Below are 25313 nucleotides of genomic sequence, written 5' to 3'. Positions count from 1 at the left end.
GGCCGGATTCGAGGGACGGCCAGCGGATGGGGTTCTGATCCTGGAACGTCCGCCGCCGCACCACGGCGTCGACCCGGCGCCGGCCACCGAAGACCGATCCACCGTCGACCGCCGAAGAGAGGGCCCATGGCGCAACGCCCAGCCGAGCAGCTCCACGTCCCCGTGCTGCTCGAGCGGTGCCTCGACCTGATGGCTCCCGCCCTCGGCGAGGACGGCGCCGTGGCGGTGGACGCGACGATGGGCATGGGCGGCCACTCCGAGGCGCTGCTGCGCCGCTTCCCCGCACTGCAGCTGGTGGCCGTGGACCGGGACCCCCAGGCGCACGCGCTGGCCGGCACACGGCTGGCCCCCTTCGGGGACCGCTTCCACCCCGTGCACACCACGTACGACCGCATTCCCGAGGCGCTCGCCCAGCACGGGTTCGACCACGCGGACGCGGTGCTCTTCGACCTCGGGGTCTCGTCCCTGCAGCTCGACGAGCGCGAGCGCGGCTTCGCGTACTCGTACGACGCGCCCCTGGACATGCGGATGGACGCCACGGCCCCGGTCACGGCCCGGGACGTGGTCAACGACTACAGCGAGGCGGACCTGCGGCGGATCCTGCGGGACTGGGGGGAGGAGCGCTTCGCCGGACGCATTGCCCGCGCGATCGTGGAGCACCGGACCAGGTCCCCGCTGCGGACCACGGGCGAGCTCGTCGAGGTCGTGCGCGGCGCCGTGCCGCAGTCCGCCCAGCACCGCAAGGGGCACCCGGCGAAGCAGACCTTCCAGGCGCTGCGCATCGAGGTCAACGAGGAGCTCGACGTCCTGGCCCGGGCCGTGCCGGCCGCGCTCGACGCCGTGCCCGTCGGCGGCCGCGTGGTGGCCATGAGCTACCACTCGCTGGAGGACCGGATCGTCAAGCAGGCCTTCGCCCGGGGGGCCGCCTCCACCGCGCCGAAGGGCTTCCCCGTGGAGCTCGAGCAGCACAAGCCCACCCTGCGGGTGCTGACCCGCGGCACCGAGACCCCCACCCCCCGGGAGATCGACGAGAACCCCCGGGCCGCCTCCGCGCGCCTGCGCGCGGTCGAGCGCATCCGACAGCACACTCCCCCCACAGCACAGAACGCGCAGAGGTACACGGCATGAGCGGAACCGGACTCCAGCGACGCCCCGCACGGACGGCCGCCTCGCGCACCGGCATCGGGGCCTGGGCCGGGCGGCGCGGGCAGCGCCCCCCGGTGGAGGGCAGTTCCGCACGCCAGTTCAGCAGCCCCGCCCCGCACCCCGAGGAGCAGGCCGGCTCCACACGGGCCCCGCTCTCCGTGGTCCCGGGCCGGGCGCGGCGGCAGCGGATGTCCACCGTGGTGCTCAGCCTCGTGGCCCTCGTGGTGGCGCTGGCCTCCATCCTGGTGCTGAACATCCAGATCTCCGGCGGCCAGTACCGGCTCGTGGAGCTGCGCGCCCAGGAGCAGGCCCTCAGCCAGCAGAACGAGGCGCTCACCCAGGACCTCGAGTTCTACAACGCCCCCCAGAACCTCGCGGTCATGGCCGCGGACCTGGGCATGGTCCCCGCCCAGGACTCGGGCACGGTCGACCTCACGGACGGCACCGTCACGGGCGACCCGCTGCCCGCCGAGCCCCAGGAGAACCACGAGATCCTGGTGGACCACGCCCACCAGACCGGCTCCGAGGCCGCCGACCGGGCCGCCCAGCGCGCCGAGGACCGCGAGCAGGAGAAGGCGGAGCAGGAGCGCGAGGACGCCGAGCGCCGGGACCGCGAGGACGCGGCGGCCGCCGGAGCCGCGGAGGCGGACGCCGGTTCCCTCCCCGCCCCGCCGCAGCGCACGCCCGGCGAGTGACCCGGGCCCCGGCCCCGCACCCGCCGGCAGCACCCCGGACATCCCCCAGCCGCAACCAGGAACGAGGCAGACAGTGGCACGCGCACGCTCGACGACCAGCGGAGACGCCCCCGGCGCCCGCGGCATCGGACGCAGCCACATCGGGGTCGTCCTCGTGCTCGGGCTGCTCGTGGTGCTCGGCCTGCGGCTCGTGTGGGTGCAGGGCTTCGACGCCGCCGGCCGCGCCGAGGCCGCCGCGGGGGAGCGCTCCCGCACCGAGGTGGTGCCCGCGCTGCGGGGGGAGATCCGGGACACCCACGGCAACGTCCTGGCCCGCACCCTGCAGCGCTACGACGTCACGGTCGACCAGTCCCTGGTGCGCGAGTTCGCCCGTCCCCTGGCCGACGGCACCACCGAGACGGTGACCCCCACGCAGGCGGTGTACCAGCTCGCCGACGCGCTCGAGCTCGAGGACACCGAGGTCAAGGACGCCCTCGACGGCGACAAGCAGTTCGAGTACGTGGCCCGCGGCGTCACCCCCGAGCAGTGGAACACCGTGCGGGAGCTCGGGCTGCCCTACATCTACGGGCAGCCCTCGTCCGACCGCATCTACCCCAACGGCCCGGTGGGCGGCAGCGTGGTCGGCTTCATGGGCGGGGACGACGAGGCCCTCGGCGGGATCGAACTGACCCAGGACGCGCTGCTGCGCGGCACGGACGGGAGCCGTACCTTCGAGATCAGCGCCGACGGCGTGCGGATCCCCGTGGCCCCGCAGGAGGAGAGCCCGGTGGAGGACGGCTCCTCGGTGCAGCTGTCGATCGACAGCGACGTCCAGTTCTTCGCCCAGCAGGCCGTCATGGAGCGCGCCCAGGAGCTCGACGCCGAGTGGGGCACGGCCGTGGTGATGCGGATCGAGGACGGCGCGGTGCTCGCCCTGGCCGACTCCTCGACCGTGGACCCCAACGACATCGGGTCGGCGGACCCCGAGGACCTCGGCGTGCGCTCCGTGCAGAACGCCGTGGAGCCCGGGTCCACGCAGAAGATCCTCACCGCGGCGGCCGCCGTGGAGGAGGGCCTGGTCACCCCCCGCACGGAGATCACCGTGCCGCCGTTCCTGGAGATCGAGGGGCAGAAGATCACCGACGCCTTCGACCACGGCGAGCAGCAGCGCACGTTCGCGGGCATCATCGCCGACTCCATGAACACCGGCACGGTCCTGGTCGGGGGCAAGCTCTCCCCGGAGCAGCGCCACGAGTGGATGCAGCGCTTCGGCGTGGGGGAGACCACCGGCATCGAGCTGCCCGGGGAGTCACCGGGCATCCTCACCGGCGCGGACCAGTGGGACGTGCGCCAGCAGTACACCGTGCTCTTCGGCCAGGGCGTCGCCCAGACCCCGCTGCGCACCGCCACGATCTTCCAGGCCATCGGCAACGGCGGCGTGCAGGTGGAGCCCCGGGTCATCGAGTCCGTGATCGCCCCCGACGGCACCAGCACCCCCGTCGACCGGCCCGAGGGCGAGCGCGTCGTCTCCGAGGAGACGGCGCAGCAGGTGCTCGACATGATGGAGGTCACCGTGACCCAGGGCGGCGCCAAGGAGGCCGCCGTGGAGGGCTACCGCGTGGGCGGCAAGACCGGCACCGCGGAGGCGCCCAGCCCCGAGGGCGGCTACGACGGCTACACCACCTCCTTCGTGGGCGTCGCCCCCGTGGAGGACCCCCAGTACCTCGTGGCGGTCACCCTGCAGCGGCCGGAGGGCGACGTGCGCTCGATCGGCACCACCGGGACCTTCAGCAAGATCATGGGCCAGGTGCTGCGCCACTACGACGTCCCGCCCTCCACGACCGAGCCCGTGAAGATCCCGCTGCGCACGGACGACCCCGAGGAGGACGAGTCGGAGGGGACGGCGCCGGTGGACACCCCGCCGGGCGTGGAGGCCCCGGAGGACGGCGAGGCCGCCGCCGGGACCGAGGCCGGCACCGAGGCCGGCACGGGCACCGGGGGCGGGGCCGGGGCGGAGGCCGGGGCCGCGTCCCGGCGGTCCGACGAGGGCGACTAGACTTCCATATCGCCGTGCCCGGCCACCCCCGGGCCCATCCCCCCGCTCCCGGCGGACCACCCACCCGCCGACCAGACCACGAAGGACGTTGATGGACGCGACAGCCCAGCAGGGACACGACGCGCAGACCATGCGCCCCGCCCGGCCCCGGCCGCTGGGCCTCGCCGAGGCCGCCCGGATCGCCGGCGGGACCGCGCCGTCCCGCGCCGTGGACGTCACGGGCATCTCCCTGGACTCGCGGGAGCTGCGTCCCGGCGACCTCTACGCGGCCCTGCCCGGTGCCCGCACCCACGGGGCCCGCTTCGCCGCGGCCGCCGAGCGGGCGGGCGCCGCCGCGGTGCTCACCGACGCCGAGGGCGCGGGGATCCTCCGGGACGCCGGCGTCCGGCTGCCCGTGGTCGAGGCGCCGGACCCCCGCCGCTCCGTGGGCGCCATCGCCGCGCGCGTCTACGGCTCCCGGCCCGAGGACGGGACCGCCCCGGCGCTGTTCGCGGTGACCGGGACCAACGGCAAGACGACCACGACCTACTTCACCAACTCGGTGCTGCGCGCCCTGGGCCACCGCACGGGCCTGATCGGGACCATCGAGATCCTCGCCGGCGAGGAGTCCATCCCCTCCCGGCTCACCACCCCGGAGGCCCCCCACGTGCACGCGCTGCTCGCGCTCATGCGCGAGCGCGGCATCACGGCGGCGTCCATGGAGGTCTCCTCCCACGCCCTGCAGTTCCACCGGGTGGACGGCGTGCGCTTCGACGTCGCCGGGTTCACCAACCTGACGCAGGACCACCTGGACCTGCACGGGTCGATGGAGGAGTACTTCGCGGTCAAGGCCCAGCTCCTCACCCCGGAGCGGACCCGCCGCGCCGTGGTCGTCGTCCAGGACGAGGACGACTCCTGGGGCCTGCGGATGGCCGGGCAGGCCCGGGAGCAGCTCGGACCGGACCAGGTGGACACGATCGCGCTGCGCGGCGGGCTGCCGGAGGACCGGGACGCCGGACCCGGCCGGCACGGCGCGGACTGGACCCTGACCGCCCTGGAGCGCCGGGGGATCGGCCACCGCTTCGCGCTGCGGCACCGGGACGGGCGCGCCCTGCTCGTGTCCACGGCCCTGCCGGGGGACTTCAACGTGGCCAACGCCGCGCTCGCCGTCGTCATGGTCGTGGCCTCCGGGGTGGACGTCGCCGACGTGCAGCGCGTGCTGGACGAGGCGGACCCCCTCACCACGGACGTGCCCGGGCGGATGCAGCTCATCGGCACGGAGCCGACCGCCGTCGTCGACTTCGCGCACAACCCCGACGCCCTACGCCGCGCGCTCGCCGCCGTGGAGCCGCCCGACGAGGACGGCCGCGTCATCGTGGTCTTCGGCGCCACGGGCGAGCGGGACCGGTCCAAGCGCCCGATCATGGGCGAGGTCGCCGCCCGGCACGCCGACGTCGTGATCGTCACCGACGACGACCCGCACGACGAGGAGCCGGCCGGGATCCGCGCCGAGGTGGCCGCCGGGGCGTTCGCGGCCCGCGACGGCGGGGCGAGGGCCCAGGAGGTGCTCGTGCTCGAACCCCGCGCCGTGGCCATCCGCGCCGCGGTGGCCATGGCCGGGCGCGCCGACTCCGTGCTCGTGGCCGGCCGCGGGCACGAGACGGTCCAGGAGATCCGGGGCGTGGACCACCCGCTGGACGACAGGGAAGAGCTGCGGGCGGCGCTGGCCGACGGGCAGCAGGACCGTTGGGAGAACCGATGATCGCACTCACCGCCGCACAGCTCGCGCAGGTCACGGGCGGGCGCCCCGTGGGCGCCGCCGACGGGACGGCCGTGGTCCGCCACGTCGCCACCGACTCCCGCGAGGCGCGTCCCGGAACCCTGTTCGTCGCCAAGCCGGGCGACGTCACCGACGGCCACGAGTTCGTGGGCGCCGCCTTCGCCGCGGGGGCCGTGCTCGCCCTGGTCGAGCGCGAGGTCGCCGACGCCGCGGGCGTCACCTACCCCGGGGTCCTCGTGCCCGACGTGGTCGAGGCGATGGGCCGGCTCGCCTCCTGGGTCGTGGCCCAGCTGCGCGCCGACCACGAGGTGAAGGTCATCGCGGTCACCGGCTCCGTGGGCAAGACGACCACCAAGGACCTCCTGCGCGGCATCTTCGCCGCCGAGGGCCCCACGGTCGCACCCCGCGGCTCGTACAACGGCGAGGTCGGGGTGCCGCTGACCGTGTTCGAGGCGGAGCCGGACACCCGCTTCCTCATCATCGAGATGGGCGCCACCAGGATCGGCAACATCGACTACCTGTGCCGGATGGTCCGCCCGGACGTCGGCGTGGTGCTGTGCGTCGGCTCCGCCCACGCCGGGGAGTTCGGCGGGGTCGCCAACATCGCCCGCGCGAAGGGCGAGCTGGTCGAGTCCCTGCGGGCCGACGGCGTGGCGGTCCTCAACGACGACGACGTCCTGGTCCGCCAGATGCACCGGCGCACCGCGGCACCCGTGCTGTTCTTCGGGGAGTCCCCGGCGAACGCCCTGCCCGAGGTCCCGGCCGCCCGCGTGCACGCCTCCGGGGTCCAGCTCGGGCCCGGCGGCACCCCGGAGTTCCTGCTGCACTTCCCCGACGGCTCCGCACACCGCGTCGTCTCCCGTCTCATCGGCGAGCACCACGTCTCCAACCTGCTCGCGGCGGCCTCCGCCGCCTACGTGGCCGGGGTCGCCCCGGAGCGGATCACGGCCTCGCTCAACGCCCAGGGCCCCGCCAGCCGGTGGCGGATGGAGCGCACCGAGCGCCCCGACGGGGTGACGGTGATCAACGACGCCTACAACGCCAACCCCCAGTCGATGCGCGCCGCCCTGCAGACCCTGGCCCAGCTGGGCCGCGGCTCCGGCGGCGCCGCCCCCCGCCGCACCTGGGCCGTGCTGGGCGGCATGCTCGAGCTCGGCGAGAGCACGGTGGAGGAGCACGACGCCCTGGGCCGGATGGTCGTGCGGCTCAACATCTCCAAGCTGATCGCGGTGGGCGACCTGGCCCGGCCGGTGTACGACGCCGCCCAGCTCGAGGGCTCGTGGGGCAACGAGGCCACCTGGGCGGCCACCCCGGAGGACGCCGAGGAGATCCTGCGCCAGGAGCTGGCGCCCGGGGACATCGTGCTCTTCAAGTCCTCGAACGCCGCCGGCCTGCGGATCCTGGGGGACCGGGTGGCCGACGCCGCGGGCACCCGCGCCGGCGGCCCCGCCCCCGGCAACGACGCCCCGGCGCACGGCGACCACTGGCTCTCGGCCGGGCCCTTCGTCAACGCCTCCCTCGACCCGAGCGGCAGGCCCACCACCCCGGGACCCTCGGCGGAGGGGAACGAGCCGGCATGATCCAGATCCTCATGGCGGCCTGCTTCGCCCTGGTGCTGTCCCTCTTCGGCACCCCGGCCTTCATCAAGTTCCTCGCCCGGCGCGGATACGGCCAGTTCATCCGGGACGACGGGCCCACCAGCCACCACACCAAGCGCGGGACGCCCACCATGGGCGGGGTGGCGATCCTCGGCTCCGTGGTGGCCGCCTACGGGCTGACCCACCTGATCTCCGGGATCGTGTGGCCGGCCTACGGCGGCGTCACCCTCTCCGGGCTCTCCGCGCTGCTGCTGATGCTCGGCATGGGCTTCGTGGGGTTCATCGACGACTACAAGAAGATCGCCAAGAAGCAGAACCTCGGGCTCAGCCCCGTGGGCAAGATCGTGCTCCAGGGCCTCATCGGCACCGCCTTCGCCCTGCTCGTGCTGCTGGTCCCCGGCCCGCAGGGCACGACCCCCGCGTCCTCGGCGATCTCCGTGACCCGGGACACCGCCCTCGACCTCGCCTTCGCGGGCACCGCGCTCGGCGCCGTGCTCTTCGTCATCTGGGTGAACCTGATCGCGACCGCCACCACCAACGCCGTGAACCTCACCGACGGCCTCGACGGGCTCGCCACCGGGGCGTCCATCCTCGTGTTCAGCGGCTACCTGCTGATCGCGATGTGGCAGAACACCCACCTCTGCGGCTCCGTGGCCGAGGGCGTCTGCTACGAGGTGCGCGACGCCGCCGACCTCGCCCTCACCGCCGCCGCCCTCGTCGGCGCCCTCGTGGGCTTCCTGTGGTGGAACACCTCCCCGGCGAAGATCTTCATGGGCGACACCGGCTCCCTCGGCCTCGGCGGCGCGCTCGCCGCGTTCGCGGTGCTCACCCGCACGGAGCTGCTGCTGGTGCTCATCGCCGGGCTGTTCGTGGTGATCACGGTCTCCGTGATCCTGCAGGTCGGCTACTTCAAGCTCTCCGGCGGCCGGCGCATCTTCAAGATGGCGCCGCTGCAGCACCACTTCGAGCTCAAGGGCTGGAACGAGGTGACCATCGTGGTCCGCTTCTGGATCATCGCCGGGCTGTTCGTCGCGGCCGCGCTCGGCGTCTTCTACGGCGACTGGCTGCTCTCCCACGGAGGAATGATCCAATGATCCACGCCAGCAACGACAACCCCGTCCTCGACCGCCCGCGCCTGGCCGGTCTCACCTCCTGGGACGCCGACTGGTCCGGGCTGCGCGTGGTCGTGGCCGGGATCGGGCTGTCGGGCTTCGCCGCCGCGGACACCCTCGTCGAGCTCGGCGCCCGGGTCGTCGTCGTCGACGGGGCGGACACCCCCGAGACCCGGGCCAAGGCCGACACCCTCCGGATCGTGGGCGCCGCCGACGTCCTGCTGGGGCACACCGGCGAGCAGGCGGTCCCCGACGTGGAGGGCGCACGCCCCGAGCTGGTGGTCACCTCCCCGGGACTGCGGCCCGAGCACCCCCTGCTGGCCGCCGCGGCCGCCGAGGGCATCCAGATCTGGGGCGACGTGGAGCTCGCCTGGCGGGTCCGCGAGCGCGCCGGGCGCAGGACCGCCGAGTGGGTGTGCATCACCGGCACCAACGGCAAGACCACCACGGTGGGGATGACCGCGGCGATGCTGCGGGCCGGGGGGCTCACCACGGCCGCCGTGGGCAACGTGGGCACCCCGATCCTCGACGCGCTGCGCGAGCCGGTCGAGCACGATGTCCTGGCCGTGGAGCTGTCCAGCTTCCAGCTGCACTGGACCTCCTCGATGTCGCCGCTGGCGTCCGTGGTGCTCAACGTGGCCGAGGACCACGTGGACTGGCACGGCGGCTACGACAACTACGTGGCGGACAAGTCCCGGATCTACGAGAACACCCGGGTGGCCTGCGTGTACAACGCCCAGCAGGCCGAGACGGTGCGCATGGTCGAGGAGGCCGACGTGGTGGAGGGCTGCCGTGCGGTGGGCTTCACCCTCGAGACCCCCGACGTCAGCATGCTGGGCGTCGTGGAGGACCTGCTCGTCGACCGCGCCTTCCTCGAGGACCGCCGCGGCGCCGCCCTCGAGCTCGCCTCGATCGGCGACACCGGCCCGCTGCCCACGCCCCACGGGGTGGCCAACGCCCTGGCCGCCGCCGCGCTCGCCCGGGCGGCCGGGGTCCCGCCGGAGGCCGTGCGGGAGGGACTGCGCTCCTGGGAGCCGGGCGACCACCGGATCCAGGCCGTCGCGCGGACGCACGGGGTGCTGTGGATCAACGACTCCAAGGCCACCAACCCGCACGCGGCCGACGCCGCACTGGCCGCGTTCGACCCCGTGGTCTGGATCGCCGGCGGACTGTCCAAGGGCGTCTCCTACGACCGTCTCGTCGCCCGGCACGCCGCCCGGCTGCGCACCGTGGTGCTCATCGGCACGGACAACGACGCGCTGCTGGCCGCGCTGGCCGCCCACGCCCCGCAGGTGCCGGTGCTGCGGACCGCCGAGCGCTCCGGCGCCGGGGCGGGCGACGCCGTGATGGGGGAGGCGGTCCGGCTCGCCCACGAGGTCGCGCAGGAGGGCGACACGGTGCTCATGGCCCCGGCCTCCGCCTCGATGGACCAGTTCGGCTCCTACGCCCACCGCGGGGACGCGTTCGTGCGGGAGGTCGCCGACCTCGTGGAGCGGCTCACGTGAGCGCGGTGCAGGACCGGGCGGGGACCGCCCGGTCGGGCGCCGGACCCGCGGGCGGGATGCGCCGCTTCTGGCAGGCCGTCGTGGACGGTCCGCTCATCCACTCCTACTACGCCCTGGCCGGCTCCGTGCTGCTGCTCACCGGCATCGGCATCATGATGGTCCTCTCCGCCTCGGCCGTGGAGTCCATCTCCGCCCAGGAGTCCGCGTACTCCTACTTCGTCAAGCAGGCCACCTTCGGCGGGCTGGGCGTGCTGCTGATGTTCGCCCTGTCCTTCGTGCCCACCGCCTGGTACCGCCGGGGCGCCACCGGGCTGCTGATCCTGGCCGTGCTGCTGCTGGGCCTCGTCTTCACCCCGCTCGGGCAGGAGATCAACGGCAACCGGAACTGGATCGTGGTGGGCGGGCAGTCCTTCCAGCCCTCCGAGGCCGCCAAGCTCGCCGTGGCGATCTGGCTGGCGATGGTCCTGGCCCGGCAGGGCGAGGCCGTGCGGGACTGGCGCCAGGCCCTGTGGCCCTCCGGCCTGGGCATCGGGGTGCCGGCCCTCATGATCGTGCTCGGCGACGACGTGGGCACGGCCCTCGTCTTCGTCCTGATCTACGCGGCCGCCCTGTTCTTCGCCGGGGCGCCGCTGCGCCTGTTCGCGATCGCGGCCGCCGGTGCCGCGGTGGCCGGCACCCTGGCCATCGCCACCGCCCCGCACCGCGTGGACCGGATCACCGGCTGGCTCTTCGGCGAGTGCGGGGCCACCGACGCCTGCTACCAGGCCGAGCAGGGCCTCAACGCCCTCGCCTCGGGCGGCTGGTGGGGCGTGGGGCTGGGGCAGTCCCGGCTCAAGTACAATTACGTCCCCGAGGCCCACAACGACTACATCTTCTCGATCATCGGCGAGGAGCTGGGCCTGCTGGGGACGGTGCTGATCCTCGGCCTGTTCGCGGTCATGGCCCTGGCGATGGCCCGGGTCATCCTGCGGGCCCGCAGCAGCTTCGTGCGGATCGCCACGGCCTGCATCGTCACCTGGCTCGTGGGCCAGGCGTTCATCAACATCGGCATGGTCACCGGCGTGCTGCCCGTGATCGGCATCCCCCTGCCGTTCATCAGCTACGGTGGGTCGTCGCTGCTGATGAGCCTCGCGGCCGTCGGCGTCGTGATGTCCTTCACCCGGCTGCCGCGCCGGATCCAGGTCCCCGCCCGCACCCCCCGCCCCCGCACCCCGAACGAGGATCGCGCATGACACCGTCCGAACCCCCTCCCGGCGGCCCCGCGCCGTCGGTCCTGCTGGCCGGCGGCGGCACCGCCGGCCACGTCAGCCCGCTGCTGGCCGTGGCCGCGGCCCTGCGGGAGCAGGCCCCGGAGGCCCGGCTCACGGCCGTGGGCACCGCCTCCGGGATGGAGACGCGGCTCGTCCCGCAGGCCGGGCTCGAGCTGGAGCTCGTGGACCGGGTGCCGCTGCCCCGGCGCCCCTCCGTGGACCTCGTCCGGCTGCCCGGGCGGCTGCTCGGCGCGGTGCGGCAGGCCGGGGAGATCCTGGACCGGGTCCGGCCCGACGTCGTGCTCGGCGTCGGCGGCTACGTCTGCACCCCCGTCTACCTCGCCGCCGCCCGGCGCGGACTGCCCGTGGTGGTCCACGAGGCCAACGCCCGCCCGGGCCTGGCCAACCGGGTGGGCGCCCGCTGGGCCAGGACCGTGGCCACCGCGTTCCCCGGCACCCCGCTGCGCGGCGCCGTGACCGTCGGGATGCCCATGCGCCGGGAGATCTCCGGCCTGGACCGGGAGGCCCACCGCGCCGAGGCCCGCCGGTCCTTCGGCCTGGACCCGGACCGGACCACCGTGGTGGTCACCGGCGGCTCCTCGGGCGCGCTCGCCATGAACCGCACCGTGGCCGGGATCGCCGAGGAGGTCGCCGCGCACGGCCACCAGCTGCTCCACGTCACCGGCCGCGGCAAGCGGCTCACCCGCGCCGACGGCACCCCGCTGAGCGCCCCCGGCTACGTGCAGGTCGAGTACGTGGACGGCATGGAGCGCGTCTACGCCGCGGCGGACCTGCTCGTGGCCCGCGCGGGCGCCGCGACCGTCTCGGAGGTCGCCGCCGTGGGCCTGCCCGCCGTGTTCGTCCCGCTGCCGGTGGGCAACGGCGAGCAGGCGCTCAACGCCGCCTCCCTCGTGGCCGCCGGCGCCGCGCAGCTCGTCGCCGACGACGAGTTCACCCCCGACTGGTACCGCCGGCACATCCACCCCCTGGCGGCGGACCCCGACCGGCTCGCGGCGATGGCCGCCGCGAGCCGCGGCCACGGGGTGCGCGACGCCGACGCCGTCATGGCACGGCTGATCCTCGAGGAGGTCCCCCGTGAACGCTGAGCCCGGCACCGACCCCGCCCTGCTGGGCCGGGTCCACTTCATCGGCATCGGCGGCGCGGGCATGTCCGCCGTCGCGAAGCTCATGCTGGCCCGCGGGGTGCCGGTCAGCGGCTCCGACCGCCAGGACTCCCCGGTCCTGCACCAGCTCCGCGACCTGGGCGCCACCGTGCACGTGGGCCAGCACCCCGGCCACGTCGAGGGGGCGCGGACCGTGGTGGTGTCCACCGCGATCCCGGACCACGACCCCGAGCTCTCCGCCGCCCGGGCCGCGGGGCTGCGCGTGCTGCACCGCTCCGCGGCGCTCGCGGCCGCGATGCACGGCCGCTCGGTCGTGGCCGTGGCGGGCACCCACGGCAAGACCACCACCAGCGCCATGGCCGCGCTCGCGCTGCACACCGCCGGCCTGGAGCCCTCCTGGGCGATCGGCGCGCACGTGGCCGACCTCGGCTCCAACGCCGCCCTGGGCCCGGGCCCGTGGTTCGTGGCGGAGGCCGACGAATCGGACGGCTCCTTCCTCGCCTACGGCCCCCGGATCGCCGTGGTCACCAACATCGAGCCCGACCACCTCGACTTCTACCCCTCCCGGGAGGCCTTCTTCCGGGCCTTCGACGAGTTCGCCGCGACGCTGCCCGCGGACGGGCTGCTCGTCGCCTGCCAGGACGACCCCGGCTCGCGCGCCCTCGCGCAGCGTCACCGTGCCGCCGGCGGGCGGGTCGTCAGCTACGGCACGGACCCGGCCTCCGACGTCCAGGTGGTCCCCGGGGACGCCGACGGGCTGCGCACCCGCAGCACGCTGCTGCTGGGCGAGGGCGCGGACCGCCGCGAGGAGCGGCTCGAGCTCGCGGTCCCGGGCCGGCACAACGTCCTGAACGCGACCGCCGCCTTCTGCGTGGCCGTCGAGGCCGGCGTCCCGCCCGCGGACGCGGTGCGCGGGCTCGCCGGCTTCCACGGCTCCGCCCGGCGCTTCGACCTGCGGGGCGAGGTCGGCGGGATCCGGGTGTTCGACGACTACGCCCACCACCCGACCGAGGTGGTCGCCGCGCTCACCGCGGCCCGCGAGGTCGCGGCCGGGCACCGGGTCATCGCCATCTTCCAGCCGCACCTGTTCTCCCGCACCCGCGAGTTCGCGGCCGAGTTCGCCGACGCCCTCGCCCTCGCCGACGAGGCCCTGGTCCTCGACATCTTCGCCGCGCGGGAGCAGCCCGTCCCCGGCCTCACCAGCGAGGTGGTCACCGACCGCGCCCCCGCCCACGTCCGCTACGTCCCGGACGGTGCCGACGCGGTGCACCGGGCCGCGCGGTCGGCCCGCCCCGGGGACCTCGTGCTCACGATGGGCGCCGGGGACGTCACCGCCCTCGGCCCCCGGCTCGTGGACCGCCTCGGAGCCCGCTGATGAGCCGGCACGGCCGCCCGCACCAGCCCCGGCTGGGCGACTCCTCCGGCACCGGCGGGGATCTGCCCCCCGAGCGCCCGGAGCAGGGGAGCGAACCGGAGCAGGCCCCCGGGCCGCCCGCCGCCGGGCCGGCCGAGCGCGGCGGCGCCCACCCGCCGGAGACGGCCACCCCGTCCGGCGGGACCACCCCGTCCGGCGGGACCACGCCGTCCGGCGCGGCCGGTCCGCAGGGACCGCGGGTGCGCGTCAACGACGGCACCAAGGTCACACCCCTGGCCGACGAGGACGGCTTCGAGGAGGTGCCGGCCGCCGGCGGCCGGTTCAGCGCCTGGCGGCGGCACCGGCAGGACCGGGCCGCGTCCCGCACGCTGACCGCCTCCCGGGTCGCGCCCGAGGACGAGCCCGCACGGGCCGGGTCCACGGCGGTCGGGTCCACGGGCGCCCCGGCACCCGGTGCCCGCGGCGCCGGGACGACCGGCACGGCGGCGTCCGGTCCCGCGCCGTTCGGACCCGGCGCGTCCGGACCCAGCGCGTCCGGACCCGCCGCGCCGGGTCCGACCGCGTCCGGTGCCACGGGCGCCGGTTCCACGGCGGTGGGGGCCACCGTCGTCGCCTTCCCCGCCTCGCCCTCCGCCCGGCGCCGGCGACGCCGGATCGGCGCGGTCCTCGGTGCGCTGGCCGCCCTGGCCGTGCTGGCCGGCGTCCTGTTCCTCTCCCCGGTGCTGGCCGTCCGGGAGATCACGGTGCGCGGCGCCGAGCTCACCGACCCGGCCCGGGTCGAGTCCGCGCTCGAGGCCTACCAGGGCGTGCCGCTGACCCGGATCTCCAAGGACGAGGTCCGGGAGCGGGTGGGCCGGATCCCGCAGGTCCGCTCCATCGAGGTGCTCCTCGAGCCCCCGCACCACCTCGTGGTGGCGCTGCACGAGCGCGTGCCCGTGGCGGCGATCGAGGACGGCGGCGAGTTCGTGGTCGTCGACTCGGAGGGCGTGGAGCTGATGACCGCCGGCTCCGCGCAGGAGGCCGGGGTCCCCGTGGTCACGGGCGGGCGCGAGGTGCTCGGGACGGAGCGGTTCGACGCCATCGCGGACGTGCTGGCCGCGCTGCCCGAGTCCGTGCTCGCCCAGCTGCGCACGGCCTCCGCGGAGTCGCTGTCCTCCGTGGAGCTGGCCTTCACCGACGGCCGCACGGTGGTCTGGGGCACCGCGGAGGACAGCGAGCTCAAGTCGCAGGTGCTGCGCGAGCTCGTCGAGGCCCGGGGGGCCGGCAGCGGGATCGAGACCTACGACGTGTCGAGCCCCACGCGCCCCGTCGTGCGCTGAGCGCCACCGCCCCGGTCTCACCTTCGACCGGAGGTCGAGAGCTGTGCCGAAACCCGGCACGACGTGCGGTTTTGGCGAAAAGTGTCGAAAGCGGTATGGCTTGTCGTGCAGGTGCTCCCCGCGGTTGTTAGGCTTGACCTCGACATCGAACCTCCCGGGACGGCAGCTGACGGCCTGATGTTCAACTCTCGATCGAGGGTTGAGGAACAGCTCGCGATCCCGGACCCGAACCATCTCAAGTTAGGTACCCATGGACTCCTCCACCCCCCAGAACTACTTGGCCGTCATCAAGGTCGTCGGAATCGGCGGCGGCGGCGTCAACGCCGTCAACCGGATGATTGAGGAGGGGCTGCGCGGCGTCGAGTTCATCGCGATCAACACCGACGCGCAGGCCCTGCTGATGAGCGACGCCGACGTCAAGCTCGACGTCGGGCGCGAGCTCACCCGCGGGCTGGGGGCCGGCGCCAACCCCGACGTGGGGCGCCAGGCGGCGGAGGACCACCACGAGGAGATCGAGGAGGTCCTCAAGGGGGCCGACATGGTCTTCGTGACGGCCGGCGAGGGCGGCGGCACGGGCACCGGCGGAGCCCCCGTGGTCGCCCGCATCGCGCGGTCGCTGGGTGCCCTGACCATCGGCGTCGTCACGCGCCCGTTCACCTTCGAGGGCCGCCGCCGGTCCAACCAGGCCGAGAACGGGATCGAGACGCTGCGCGACGAGGTCGACACCCTCATCGTGATCCCCAACGACCGGCTGCTGTCCATCTCCGACCGCAACGTGTCCATGCTCGACGCCTTCAAGTCCGCGGACCAGGTGCTGCTCTCGGGCGTGCAGGGCATCACCGATCTGATCACCACCCCGGGCCTGATCAACCTCGACTTCGCCGACGTGAAGTCCGTGATGCAGGGCGCCGGCTCGGCGCTGATGGGGATCGGCGCCGCGCAGGGCGAGGACCGTGCCGTGAAGGCCGCCGAGCTCGCCATCGCGTCCCCGCTGCTGGAGGCCTCCATCGACGGCGCCCACGGCGTGCTGCTGTCCATCCAGGGCGGGTCCGACCTCGGGCTGTTCGAGATCAACGAGGCCGCCCGCCTGGTCCAGGAGGTCGCCCACCCCGAGGCCAACATCATCTTCGGCGCGGTCATCGACGACGCCCTGGGCGACCAGGCCCGCGTCACGGTCATCGCCGCGGGCTTCGACTCGGTGAGCCCGGAGACCAACGCCAACAACACCAACGCGGCCGCCCAGCAGGCCGCGACCACGCGCGCGGCCTTCGGCTCCGGCGCCGGTCAGCCCGCCGGCGTGGGCCGCGCCCCGCAGCGCGGCGGCGCCCCGGCCTTCGGCCAGCCCGCGAGCTCGCAGCGCTGGTCGCAGCCGGTGCAGAACGACGACGTGCCCGACGACGCCGGCTTCGACGTCGACCTGCCGGCCGAGGCCGAGGCCGGCGCCGGGGCGGGCTCCGCGCGCAAGGACTCCCTGGATTTCCCCGACTTCCTGAAGTGAGTCCCGCTCCCCGGGGGCGGACGCGGAGGACCCGCGTCCGCCCCCGGGCGCGTTAATCCCCGCCGCCGCCGGTCCCGGCGGCGGCACGACGAGGCAGGTGGAGGAGGATCCGGTGTTCTGGTGGCAGGACGAGGTCGGGCAGGGCGTCCGGGTGGCGTTCACGGACCGCGGCGCGGGCAATCTCGCGCTGCACACGGGCGACGACGCGACGGCGGTGCGGAACCGCCGCGCCGCCCTCGAGCGGTCCATGGGCGTTCCCGGGGGCTCGCTCGTGTTCCTCGAGCAGGTGCACGGCACGGACGTCGCCGACGCGGACCGGCAGGACCGCCCGGCCGTGCCGACCGCGGACGCCGCGGTCAGCACCAGGGGCGTGCCGCTGGCCGTGATGGTCGCCGACTGCGTGCCGGTGGTCCTGGTGGGTGCGGGCCCGCAGGGACCCGTCACCGGTGTGGCGCACGCCGGCCGCCGCGGGCTGCTCGACGGCGTGCTCGAGCGCACGGTCGAGCAGCTGCTGGCCCGTGGTGCCCGCAGGCTCACGGCCTGGATCGGCCCCTCGATCTGCGGGAGCTGCTACGAGGTGCCCGCCGCCCTGCACGAGCAGTCCGTGGCGCGGATCCCCGCGGTCGCCGCCACGACGTCCTGGGGCACCCCGGCCCTGGACCTGCGCGCGGGCGCCCGGGACCGGTTGTCCTCCCTCGGGGTCGGCGTCGTGGAGCCGGCCGCCCCGGAGCCGTCCTGCACCCGGGAGAACGAGCAGCTGTCCTCGCACCGCCGGGACCCCGGATCCGGCCGGATCGTCGGCCTCGTCTGGGGCACCGGCGCCCGCAGGGAGGTCGCGGCGTGAGCGCGTCCCCGGCCGAGCCCGCCGGCGACGACCCGCGCACCCGGGAGCTCGCCCGGTCCCTCGAGCGCGTGCGCTCCAGGATCACCGCCGCGGCGCAGGGCGGCGGCGTGGCGGAGGAGCCGGTGCTGGTCGCCGTGACCAAGTTCTTCCCCGCCGCGGACGTGGCCCGGCTGCACCGGCTGGGTGTCCGGGACGTGGGGGAGAACCGGGACCAGGAGGCCGCACCGAAGGCCCGCGAGGTGTCCGGGCTCGTGGACGGGCCCCTCACTTGGCACTTCGTGGGCCAGCTCCAGTCCAACAAGGCGAAGTCCGTGGTGCGCTACGCGTCCTGGGTGCACTCCGTGGACCGGGCCTCCCTGGTGACCGCTCTCGGCCGGGCCGTGCAGCGGCACCGCGAGGCCGTGGCGGCCGGTGACGCCGCACCCGGTCCGTGCGCCGACCGGGACCTGACGTGCCTCGTCCAGGTCTCCCTGGACGCCGAGGAGCGCCGGGGCGGGGCCCGCCCCGAGGACGTCGTGGGGCTCGCCGAGCAGATCGCGGGCACCGAGGGCCTGCGGGCCGGAGGGGTCATGGCCGTCGCCCCGCTGGGGGCGCCGCCCGGACCGGCCTTCGACCGGCTCCGGGAGATCTCCGAGCAGCTGCGCCGGTCCCTGCCGGGGGCCACCGCGGTGTCCGCCGGCATGAGCCAGGACCTCGAGGAGGCCGTCGCCAGGGGAGCCACGCACGTGCGCGTCGGCTCCGATATCTTCGGCCCCCGGGCGCCCGTAGGATAGCTTGGAGGACGGCCCCGCGGGGCCGGGGCCGACCCGCGTGCCGCGCAGCAGCACGGGCGCGGACGGCCCCAGGATCCCGGAACTCCCCCCACCGCCGATATCCGCACAGACAGTCAAGGAGAGCACCATGGCCGGAGCGTTGCGCCGCACCATGATCTATCTCGGCCTCGCCGAGACGGACGAGGACTACGACGACCCGACGCCGTCCCGCCAGGAGCACCAGTCCGCCGTCGCGGTCCGCGAGGACGCGCGCGAGACCCGCGCCCACGAGTCCACCGCGGTGGCCGTGCCGCGCCGGTCGGCCGAGTACCGGGCGCCGGTCACCCCCATCAAACGCGCCCCCTCCAGCTCTCGAGAGGACAGCTCGACCTTGCGCACCATCACCACGGTCCACCCCCGCTCCTACAACGACGCGAAGTCCATCGGCGAGGCCTTCCGCGAGGGCACGCCCGTCATCATGAACGTCAGCGACATGGGCGACGCCGAGGCCAAGCGGCTCGTGGACTTCTCCGCCGGCCTGGTCTTCGCCCTGCACGGCTCCATCGAGCGGGTGACCGGCAAGGTCTTCCTGCTCACCCCGTCCTACGTGGAGGTCGTCGGCCACCCCGCCGGCGGCGAGGACGAGCCCGACGACCAGCAGGACGACTGAGGCGGACCGATGGACCTGTTGCTCTCCGTGCTGTACCTGGCACTGCACCTCGTGTACGTCGCGCTGCTGGCGCGCCTCGTCCTCGACTGGGTGCAGATGTTCGCCCGCAACTGGCGGCCCCGCGGGGCCGCGCTCGTCGGGGCGTCGGCCGTGTACACCGTCACCGACCCGCCGATGCGCTGGCTGCGGCGGATCGTGCCGCCGCTGCGCTTCGGCGGGGTGTCGCTGGACCTCGGGTTCCTCATCCTCATCTTCGCCGTCAGCATCGTCCAGGGCATCATCGGCTCGATGCTGATCTGAACCGGTCCGGCCGGACCCGATCGGATCAGATCGGATCCGGCCTGCGCCGATCCGGCCGGACGACGCCGCGGCCGGCAGCCGGTCCGCCGCGGACCGGCCTGTACGCTGTAACCGCACGACCGCCCCGGTGCCGGCCACCGCGCCGCCCGGTCCCGGTCGGACGGATCCCCCGCCGCGGGCCGCGCCCGCGCCCCGCCCACGAAGGAATGCACTCATGCCCCTGACGCCCGAAGACGTGATCAACAAGCGGTTCCAGCCCACCAAGTTCCGGGAGGGCTACGACCAGGACGAGGTCGACGACTTCCTCGACGAGATCGTCGTGGAGCTGCGCCGCCTGAACCAGGAGAACACCGACCTCAAGCAGCAGCTCGAGGCCGCCGGGCAGCCCGTCGCCCCCCGCGACTCCACGCCCTCGCCGGTCTCCGAGCCCGGTCTGCCCGCCGCGCAGGACACCGAGGCCGCGGGCACCGCCGGGACGGGCGCCGCCGCAGCCGGCTCCCCGGAAGCGGCCGGCGCGACCGAGCCGGCCGCGACCGAGCCGGCCGAGCTGCCGGAGACCGGCGCGGCCGCCCCCGCGGAGACGGCGCCCGCCACCGGCGCAGCGCAGTCCGCGGCCGGTGTCCTGGCGATGGCCCAGAAGTTGCACGACGAGTACGTCGCCGAGGGCACCGCCGAGCGCGACCGGATCATCGGAGCGGCCCGCGACCGGGCCGAGGAGCTCGTCACCGACGCCCAGCGCACGCGCGAGGAGACTCTCACCGCCCTGCAGGAGGAGCAGGCCGAGCTGCAGGCCCGGGTCTCGGGGCTGCGCACCTTCGAGCAGGACTACCGCACCAACCTCAAGGCCTACATCGAGGACCAGCTGCAGGACCTGGACACCACGCCCTCGCTCGAGCCCGCCCCCGCCGCGGACAGCACCGCCGGAGCTGCCGGCGCGGTGACGGCCGACCAGGCCTGAGCACCGGCCACGGCGCACCACTCGCGGAGGGACCGGCCACGTGCCGGTCCCTCCGTCGTCGCCCCGCGGGGGCGTCCGGGCGGACGTGGCACCATGGAACGGGGCCGAGGTCCCCGCCGCCCCGCGCCGCGGGCCGGCCTCCGCATCCCGTGCCGTCACCCGAGGAGAGCATGAGCGAGCACCCCGAGATCCCCGCCGGCGCGTCCGGGCGCGGGGCGCCGCGGGGCGTCCTGCTGCTCGCGGCGGCCGCCGCGCTGGTCGTCTACACCGCGGACCAGCTCACCAAGTGGTGGGTCGTCTCCACCATGACACTGGGCGAGCGCACCCCGGTGGTCGAGGGCCTGCTGTGGTGGCAGTTCATCCGCAACCCCGGAGCGGCGTTCTCCCTGGGCGAGGACATCACCTGGGTCTTCACCGTGGTCATGGCGGTCGTCTCCGTCCTGATCGTGCTCACCCTGCGCCGCGTCCGCTCGGCCGCGTGGGCGCTGGCCCTGGGCCTGGTCCTCGGCGGCGCCCTCGGCAACCTGACCGACCGGCTCCTCCGGGAGCCGGGCTTCGGGGTGGGCCACGTGGTGGACTTCATCGCCGTGCCGCGGTTCGCGATCTTCAACATCGCCGACTGCGGGGTGGTCACGGGGGTGTGCCTCGTGGTGCTCCTGACGCTGCTCGGGCGGGAGCTCGACGGCACCCGCACGGGGACGCGCGCCCCGGGGGCGCAGCGGCTCGAGGCCTCGCCGGAGGAGGAGGGAACCCGTGGCTGATCCCGTGCCCGACGCGCCCGAGCACGTTCCGGAGCGCTTCACCGTGCCCCCCGAGCTCGAGGGCCACCGCGCGGACGCCGCTGTGGCCGCCCTGACCGGGCTCTCGCGCTCCGTGGCCGCCGGTCTCTGCGCGGAGGGCCGCGTGCTGCACCGCGACCGGCCGGTCGCCAAGTCCTTCCGCGTGGAGGCCTCGCAGACGCTGACCGTGCACGTGCCCGTCCCCGAGGACCCGACGCGGATCGTGCCGCAGCTCGTCGAGGACTTCCGGGTGGTCCACCTCGACGACGACATCGTGGTGATCGACAAGCCGCCGGGCGTGGCCGCGCACCCGTCCCCGGGCTGGAAGGGGCCCACCGTGGTCGGCGCCCTGGCGGGCGCGGGCGTCACCGTGAGCACCTCCGGGGCCCCGGAGCGCGCCGGCGTGGTGCACCGGCTGGACGTCGGTACGTCCGGGCTGATGGTCGTGGCCCGCACCGAGCGGGCGTACACCGCGCTCAAGCGCGCGTTCAAGGAGCGGACGGTCACGAAGGTGTACCACACCGTGGTCCAGGGCCTGCCGGACCCCCTGCGCGGGACGATCGACGCCCCGATCGGCCGCCACCCCGGCTACGAGTGGCGCTTCGCCGTGGTCGAGGGCGGCCGCACGTCGGTCACCCACTACGAGGTGCTGGAGGCGTTCGGCCGGGCGGCCCTCGTCGAGGTGCACCTGGAGACCGGGCGCACCCACCAGATCCGGGTGCACTTCTCCGCGCTGCGCCACCCCTGCTGCGGCGACCTCACCTACGGGGCGGACCCCGCGCTCTCGGCCGGCCTCGGGCTGACCCGGCAGTGGCTGCACGCCAAGCGGCTGGGCTTCGAGCACCCCGGCTCGGGGGAGCCCGTCGAGTTCGAGAGCCCGTACCCGCCGGACCTCTCGTTCGCCCTCGAGACCCTGCGCGACGGCGGACCCGCCTGATCGGCCGCGCCCGGTCCGGACCCTCGCCGGGGCCGGGCCGGGCGCGGCGGGACGGCCGGCGCGGACCACTACACTGGTCGGGTGACGACGGCGACCGGCAAGAACAGCTTCACCCACCTGCACGTGCACACCGAGTACTCCATGCTCGACGGTGCGGCACGGCTCGACGACCTCTTCGAGGCCTGCCACGAGCTGGGGATGTCCTCCCTCGCGACCACCGACCACGGGTTCGTGTTCGGGGCGTTCGACTTCTGGAACAAGGCCCGCAACGCGGGGATCAAGCCCATCATCGGCGTGGAGGCGTACCTGACGCCGGGCACCGCCCGCTCGGACCGCACCCGGGTGAAGTTCGCCGACGGCGGCCGGGACGACGTCTCGGGCGGCGGCGCCTACACGCACATGACGCTGCTCGCGGAGACGACGGAGGGCATGCAGAACCTGTTCCGCGCCTCGTCCCTCGCCTCCCTCGAGGGCCAGCTGTACAAGCCGCGCATGGACCGGGAGCTGCTGAACACCTACGGCAAGGGCTTGATCGCGACCACGGGGTGCCCCTCCGGCGAGGTCCAGACCCGCCTGCGCCTGGGCCAGTACCAGGAGGCCCGGCAGGCCGCGGCCGAGTTCCGGGACATCTTCGGCGCGGAGAACTTCTACTGCGAGCTCATGGACCACGGCCTGGGGATCGAGAAGCAGGTCACCGCCGACCTGCTGAAACTCGCCAAGGACCTGCAGCTGCCGCTGGTGGCCACCAACGACCTGCACTACACCCACGCCGAGGACGCCAAGTCGCACGCCGCCCTGCTGTGCGTGCAGTCCGGTTCCACCCTGGCGGACCCGAAGCGGTTCAAGTTCGACGCCGACGAGTTCTACCTGAAATCGCCCGCGGAGATGCGGGAGCTGTTCCGCGACTTCCCGGAGGCCTGCGACAACACCCTGGAGATCGCGGAGCGCTGCAACGTCGACTTCGACACCTCCGCGAACTACATGCCCCGCTTCCCGACCCCCGAGGGCCACGACGAGGAGTCCTGGTTCGTGGAGGAGGTCCAGCGCGGCCTGCACCACCGCTTCCCGGGCGGGATCCCCGAGGACGTCCAGCGTCAGGCGGACTACGAGAAGGGCATCATCCTGCAGATGGGCTTCCCGGGGTACTTCCTGGTGGTGGCCGACTTCATCAACTGGGCGAAGAACAACGGGATCCGCGTGGGACCGGGCCGCGGCTCCGGGGCCGGCTCCATGGTCGCGTATGCCATGCGCATCACCGAGCTGAACCCGCTGGAGCACGGGCTGATCTTCGAGCGCTTCCTCAACCCGGACCGCGTGTCCATGCCCGACTTCGACGTCGACTTCGACGACCGCCGCCGCTCCGAGGTGATCCACTACGTCACCGAGAAGTACGGCGACGAGCGCGTGGCCATGATCGTCACCTACGGCACCATCAAGGCCAAGCAGGCGCTCAAGGACTCCTCGCGCGTGCTCGGCTACCCGTTCTCGATGGGGGAGAAGCTCACCAAGGCCATGCCGCCGGACGTGATGGGCAAGGGCATCTCCCTCAAGGACGTCTACGACGACTCCGCCAAGCGCCACGGCGAGGCCGACGAGCTGCGCGAGGTCCTCGCGCAGGACCCCGAGGCGAAGAAGATCTTCGAGACCGCCGAGGGGCTCGAGGGGCTCAAGCGCCAGTGGGGGGTGCACGCGGCCGGCGTGATCATGTCCTCGCACCCGCTGATCGACATCATCCCGATCATGCGCCGTGAGCAGGACGGGCAGGTCATCACGCAGTTCGACTACCCCACGTGCGAGGGTCTCGGGCTGATCAAGATGGACTTCCTGGGCCTGCGCAACCTGACGATCATCTCCGACGCCCTCGAGAACATCACCCTGAACCAGGACGGCTTCGTCCTCGACCTCGAGAACCTCGGTCTCGAGGACGCCGAGTCCTACGAGCTGCTGGCCCGCGGCGACACCCTCGGGGTGTTCCAGCTGGACGGAGGGCCCATGCGCCAGCTGCTCAAGCTCATGCGCCCGGACAACTTCGAGGACATCTCCGCGGTCATCGCGCTGTACCGCCCCGGGCCCATGGGCGCGAACTCGCACACGAACTACGCGCTGCGCAAGACCGGACAGCAGGAGATCACCCCGATCCACCCCGAGCTCGAGGAGCCCCTCGCGGAGATCCTCAACACGACCTACGGCCTGATCGTCTACCAGGAGCAGGTCATGGCGATCGCCCAGAAGGTCGCGGGCTTCTCCCTCGGCCAGGCCGACATCCTCCGCCGCGCCATGGGCAAGAAGAAGAAGTCGGAGCTGGACAAGCAGTACGAGGGCTTCCACGGCGGCATGGCGGAGCGCGGCTACTCCGAGGCGGCGATCAAGGCGCTCTGGGACATCCTGCTCCCGTTCTCGGACTACGCGTTCAACAAGGCCCACTCCGCGGCCTACGGTCTCGTCTCCTACTGGACGGCGTACCTCAAGGCCCACTACCCGGCCGAGTACATGGCCGCGCTGCTCACCTCGGTGGGGGACGACAAGGACAAGCTCGCCCTGTACCTCACCGAGTGCCGCCGGATGGGCATCACCGTGCTGCCCCCGGACGTCAACGAGTCCGCCCTGAACTTCACCCCGGTGGGCACCGACATCCGCTTCGGCATGGGCGCGGTGCGCAACGTGGGCGCCAACGTGGTCAGCGCGATGGTGGAGGCCCGCGAGGAGCACGGCGCCTTCACCTCCTTCAACGACTTCCTCGCCAAGGTCCCCGCCGTGGTCTGCAACAAGCGCACCATCGAGTCCCTGGTCAAGGCGGGGGCCTTCGACCGGCTGGGCCACACCCGGCGGGGGCTCGTGATGTGCCACGAGGAGGCCGTGGACGCCACCGTGGCCGTGAAGCGCCAGGAGGCGGCCGGGCAGTTCGACCTGTTCGGGGGCATGGGCATGGACGACGAGGACCCGACCACGTCCCTGACCGTCGCGGTGCCGGAGGTGCCCGAGTGGGACCGCAAGGACCTGCTCGCCTTCGAGCGGGAGATGCTCGGCCTCTACGTCTCGGACCACCCGCTGCGCGGGCTGGACGAGGCCCTGGGCCAGTACGCGGACACCTCGATCCAGCCGCTGCTGGGCGAGGACGGCCGGCCGGACGGCGCGGTCGTGACCGTGGCCGGCATGATCACCTCCCTGTCCCGGCGGATCGCCAAGACCTCCGGCAACGCCTACGCGCGGGTCGAGCTGGAGGACCGGACGGGCTCCATCGAGGTCATGTTCTTCGGCAAGGCCTACGCCCCCATCGCGGGCGTGCTCGCGGAGGACCTCATCTGCGTGATCAAGGGCCGGCTGCAGCGCCGGGACGACGGGTCGGTGACGATCTCCGCCCAGGAGCTCACCGTGCCGGAGCTCTCGGCCGACGGGCACAGCGGGCCGGTGCTCATCGCCCTGCCCGAGTTCCGCGCCACGGAGGAGACGGTCAAGGAGATCGGGGCCGTGCTGCGCAACCACCGCGGGGACTCCGAGGTCCGCATCCACCTGGAGACGCGCCAGAAGGTGCAGGTCCTGCGCCTGGGCCCCGACCTGCGGGTGAATCCCTCACCGGCCCTGTTCGGGGACCTCAAGGTCCTGCTCGGCCCGACCTGCCTGGAGGTGTAGCCCGCCCGGGCGGGCGCCGGGCGGGGG

Annotated in this window: 20 protein-coding genes; all 20 read left to right on the top strand. The window is 74.1% G+C overall.

Annotated features, from left to right (window positions below; all coding sequences use genetic code 11):
* Positions 1–126: 126 nt before the first annotated feature.
* Positions 127–1128 carry a 16S rRNA (cytosine(1402)-N(4))-methyltransferase RsmH gene (gene rsmH / locus QYM41_RS06420; RefSeq protein WP_368798908.1) on the top strand — a complete coding sequence of 334 codons (1002 nt, stop codon included), beginning with the start codon at positions 127–129 and terminating at the stop codon, positions 1126–1128.
* Positions 1125–1841, top strand: a complete 717-nt coding sequence (ftsL, locus tag QYM41_RS06415) for a cell division protein FtsL (RefSeq protein WP_368798907.1) — start codon at positions 1125–1127, stop codon at positions 1839–1841. The genes rsmH and ftsL overlap by 4 nt, the downstream gene beginning before the upstream one ends.
* 73 nt (positions 1842–1914) lie before the next feature.
* The gene (locus tag QYM41_RS06410) at positions 1915–3876 is read left to right on the top strand and encodes a peptidoglycan D,D-transpeptidase FtsI family protein (RefSeq protein WP_368798906.1); all 1962 of its coding nucleotides are present in this window, start codon (positions 1915–1917) and stop codon (positions 3874–3876) included.
* Positions 3877–3967: 91 nt separating this feature from the next.
* On the top strand, positions 3968–5617 hold the full coding sequence (locus tag QYM41_RS06405; RefSeq protein ID WP_368798905.1) for a UDP-N-acetylmuramoyl-L-alanyl-D-glutamate--2,6-diaminopimelate ligase: 1650 nt from the start codon (positions 3968–3970) through the stop codon (positions 5615–5617).
* Positions 5614–7215, top strand: a complete 1602-nt coding sequence (locus tag QYM41_RS06400; RefSeq protein ID WP_368798904.1) for a UDP-N-acetylmuramoyl-tripeptide--D-alanyl-D-alanine ligase — start codon at positions 5614–5616, stop codon at positions 7213–7215. Before QYM41_RS06405 ends, QYM41_RS06400 begins: the two co-directional genes overlap by 4 nt.
* On the top strand, positions 7212–8327 hold the full coding sequence (gene mraY, locus QYM41_RS06395; RefSeq protein ID WP_368798903.1) for a phospho-N-acetylmuramoyl-pentapeptide-transferase: 1116 nt from the start codon (positions 7212–7214) through the stop codon (positions 8325–8327). The genes QYM41_RS06400 and mraY overlap by 4 nt, the downstream gene beginning before the upstream one ends.
* Positions 8324–9850 (top strand): UDP-N-acetylmuramoyl-L-alanine--D-glutamate ligase, encoded by a 1527-nt coding sequence (gene murD / locus QYM41_RS06390; RefSeq protein ID WP_368798902.1) that lies wholly within the window; start codon positions 8324–8326, stop codon positions 9848–9850. Before mraY ends, murD begins: the two co-directional genes overlap by 4 nt.
* On the top strand, positions 9847–11082 hold the full coding sequence (gene ftsW, locus QYM41_RS06385; RefSeq protein WP_368798901.1) for a putative lipid II flippase FtsW: 1236 nt from the start codon (positions 9847–9849) through the stop codon (positions 11080–11082). The genes murD and ftsW overlap by 4 nt, the downstream gene beginning before the upstream one ends.
* Complete coding sequence (gene murG / locus QYM41_RS06380; RefSeq protein WP_368798900.1) at positions 11079–12206, top strand: undecaprenyldiphospho-muramoylpentapeptide beta-N-acetylglucosaminyltransferase; 1128 nt, start codon at positions 11079–11081, stop codon at positions 12204–12206. The genes ftsW and murG overlap by 4 nt, the downstream gene beginning before the upstream one ends.
* On the top strand, positions 12196–13599 hold the full coding sequence (murC, locus tag QYM41_RS06375; RefSeq protein WP_368798899.1) for a UDP-N-acetylmuramate--L-alanine ligase: 1404 nt from the start codon (positions 12196–12198) through the stop codon (positions 13597–13599). Before murG ends, murC begins: the two co-directional genes overlap by 11 nt.
* Positions 13599–14918, top strand: a complete 1320-nt coding sequence (locus QYM41_RS06370) for a cell division protein FtsQ/DivIB (protein WP_368798898.1) — start codon at positions 13599–13601, stop codon at positions 14916–14918. The genes murC and QYM41_RS06370 overlap by 1 nt, the downstream gene beginning before the upstream one ends.
* 250 nt (positions 14919–15168) lie before the next feature.
* Positions 15169–16416 carry a cell division protein FtsZ gene (ftsZ, locus tag QYM41_RS06365; RefSeq protein WP_368798897.1) on the top strand — a complete coding sequence of 416 codons (1248 nt, stop codon included), beginning with the start codon at positions 15169–15171 and terminating at the stop codon, positions 16414–16416.
* Positions 16417–16528: 112 nt separating this feature from the next.
* A complete protein-coding gene (locus QYM41_RS06360) occupies positions 16529–17260 on the top strand; it encodes a purine nucleoside phosphorylase YfiH/LACC1 family protein (protein ID WP_368798896.1) in 732 nt (243 codons plus the stop codon).
* Positions 17257–18033, top strand: a complete 777-nt coding sequence (locus QYM41_RS06355) for a YggS family pyridoxal phosphate-dependent enzyme (protein WP_368798895.1) — start codon at positions 17257–17259, stop codon at positions 18031–18033. The genes QYM41_RS06360 and QYM41_RS06355 overlap by 4 nt, the downstream gene beginning before the upstream one ends.
* Positions 18034–18160: 127 nt before the next feature.
* A complete protein-coding gene (locus QYM41_RS06350) occupies positions 18161–18682 on the top strand; it encodes a cell division protein SepF (RefSeq protein ID WP_368798894.1) in 522 nt (173 codons plus the stop codon).
* Between the two features lie 9 nt (positions 18683–18691).
* Positions 18692–18982, top strand: coding sequence for a YggT family protein (locus QYM41_RS06345; protein ID WP_058873709.1), 291 nt, complete (start codon positions 18692–18694; stop codon positions 18980–18982).
* Between the two features lie 214 nt (positions 18983–19196).
* A complete protein-coding gene (locus QYM41_RS06340) occupies positions 19197–19940 on the top strand; it encodes a DivIVA domain-containing protein (RefSeq protein ID WP_368798893.1) in 744 nt (247 codons plus the stop codon).
* A 170-nt stretch (positions 19941–20110) separates the two neighbouring features.
* A complete protein-coding gene (gene lspA, locus QYM41_RS06335; protein ID WP_368798892.1) occupies positions 20111–20701 on the top strand; it encodes a signal peptidase II in 591 nt (196 codons plus the stop codon).
* Positions 20694–21656, top strand: coding sequence for an RluA family pseudouridine synthase (locus tag QYM41_RS06330; protein ID WP_438612553.1), 963 nt, complete (start codon positions 20694–20696; stop codon positions 21654–21656). The genes lspA and QYM41_RS06330 overlap by 8 nt, the downstream gene beginning before the upstream one ends.
* A gap of 81 nt (positions 21657–21737) precedes the next feature.
* Positions 21738–25286, top strand: a complete 3549-nt coding sequence (gene dnaE, locus QYM41_RS06325; protein WP_368798891.1) for a DNA polymerase III subunit alpha — start codon at positions 21738–21740, stop codon at positions 25284–25286.
* The last annotated feature ends 27 nt before the right edge of the window (positions 25287–25313 follow it).

Source organism: Kocuria oxytropis (assembly GCF_040981195.1).
GTDB lineage: Bacteria > Actinomycetota > Actinomycetes > Actinomycetales > Micrococcaceae > Kocuria > Kocuria oxytropis.
This window is presented reverse-complemented; position numbering and strand designations above follow the sequence as displayed.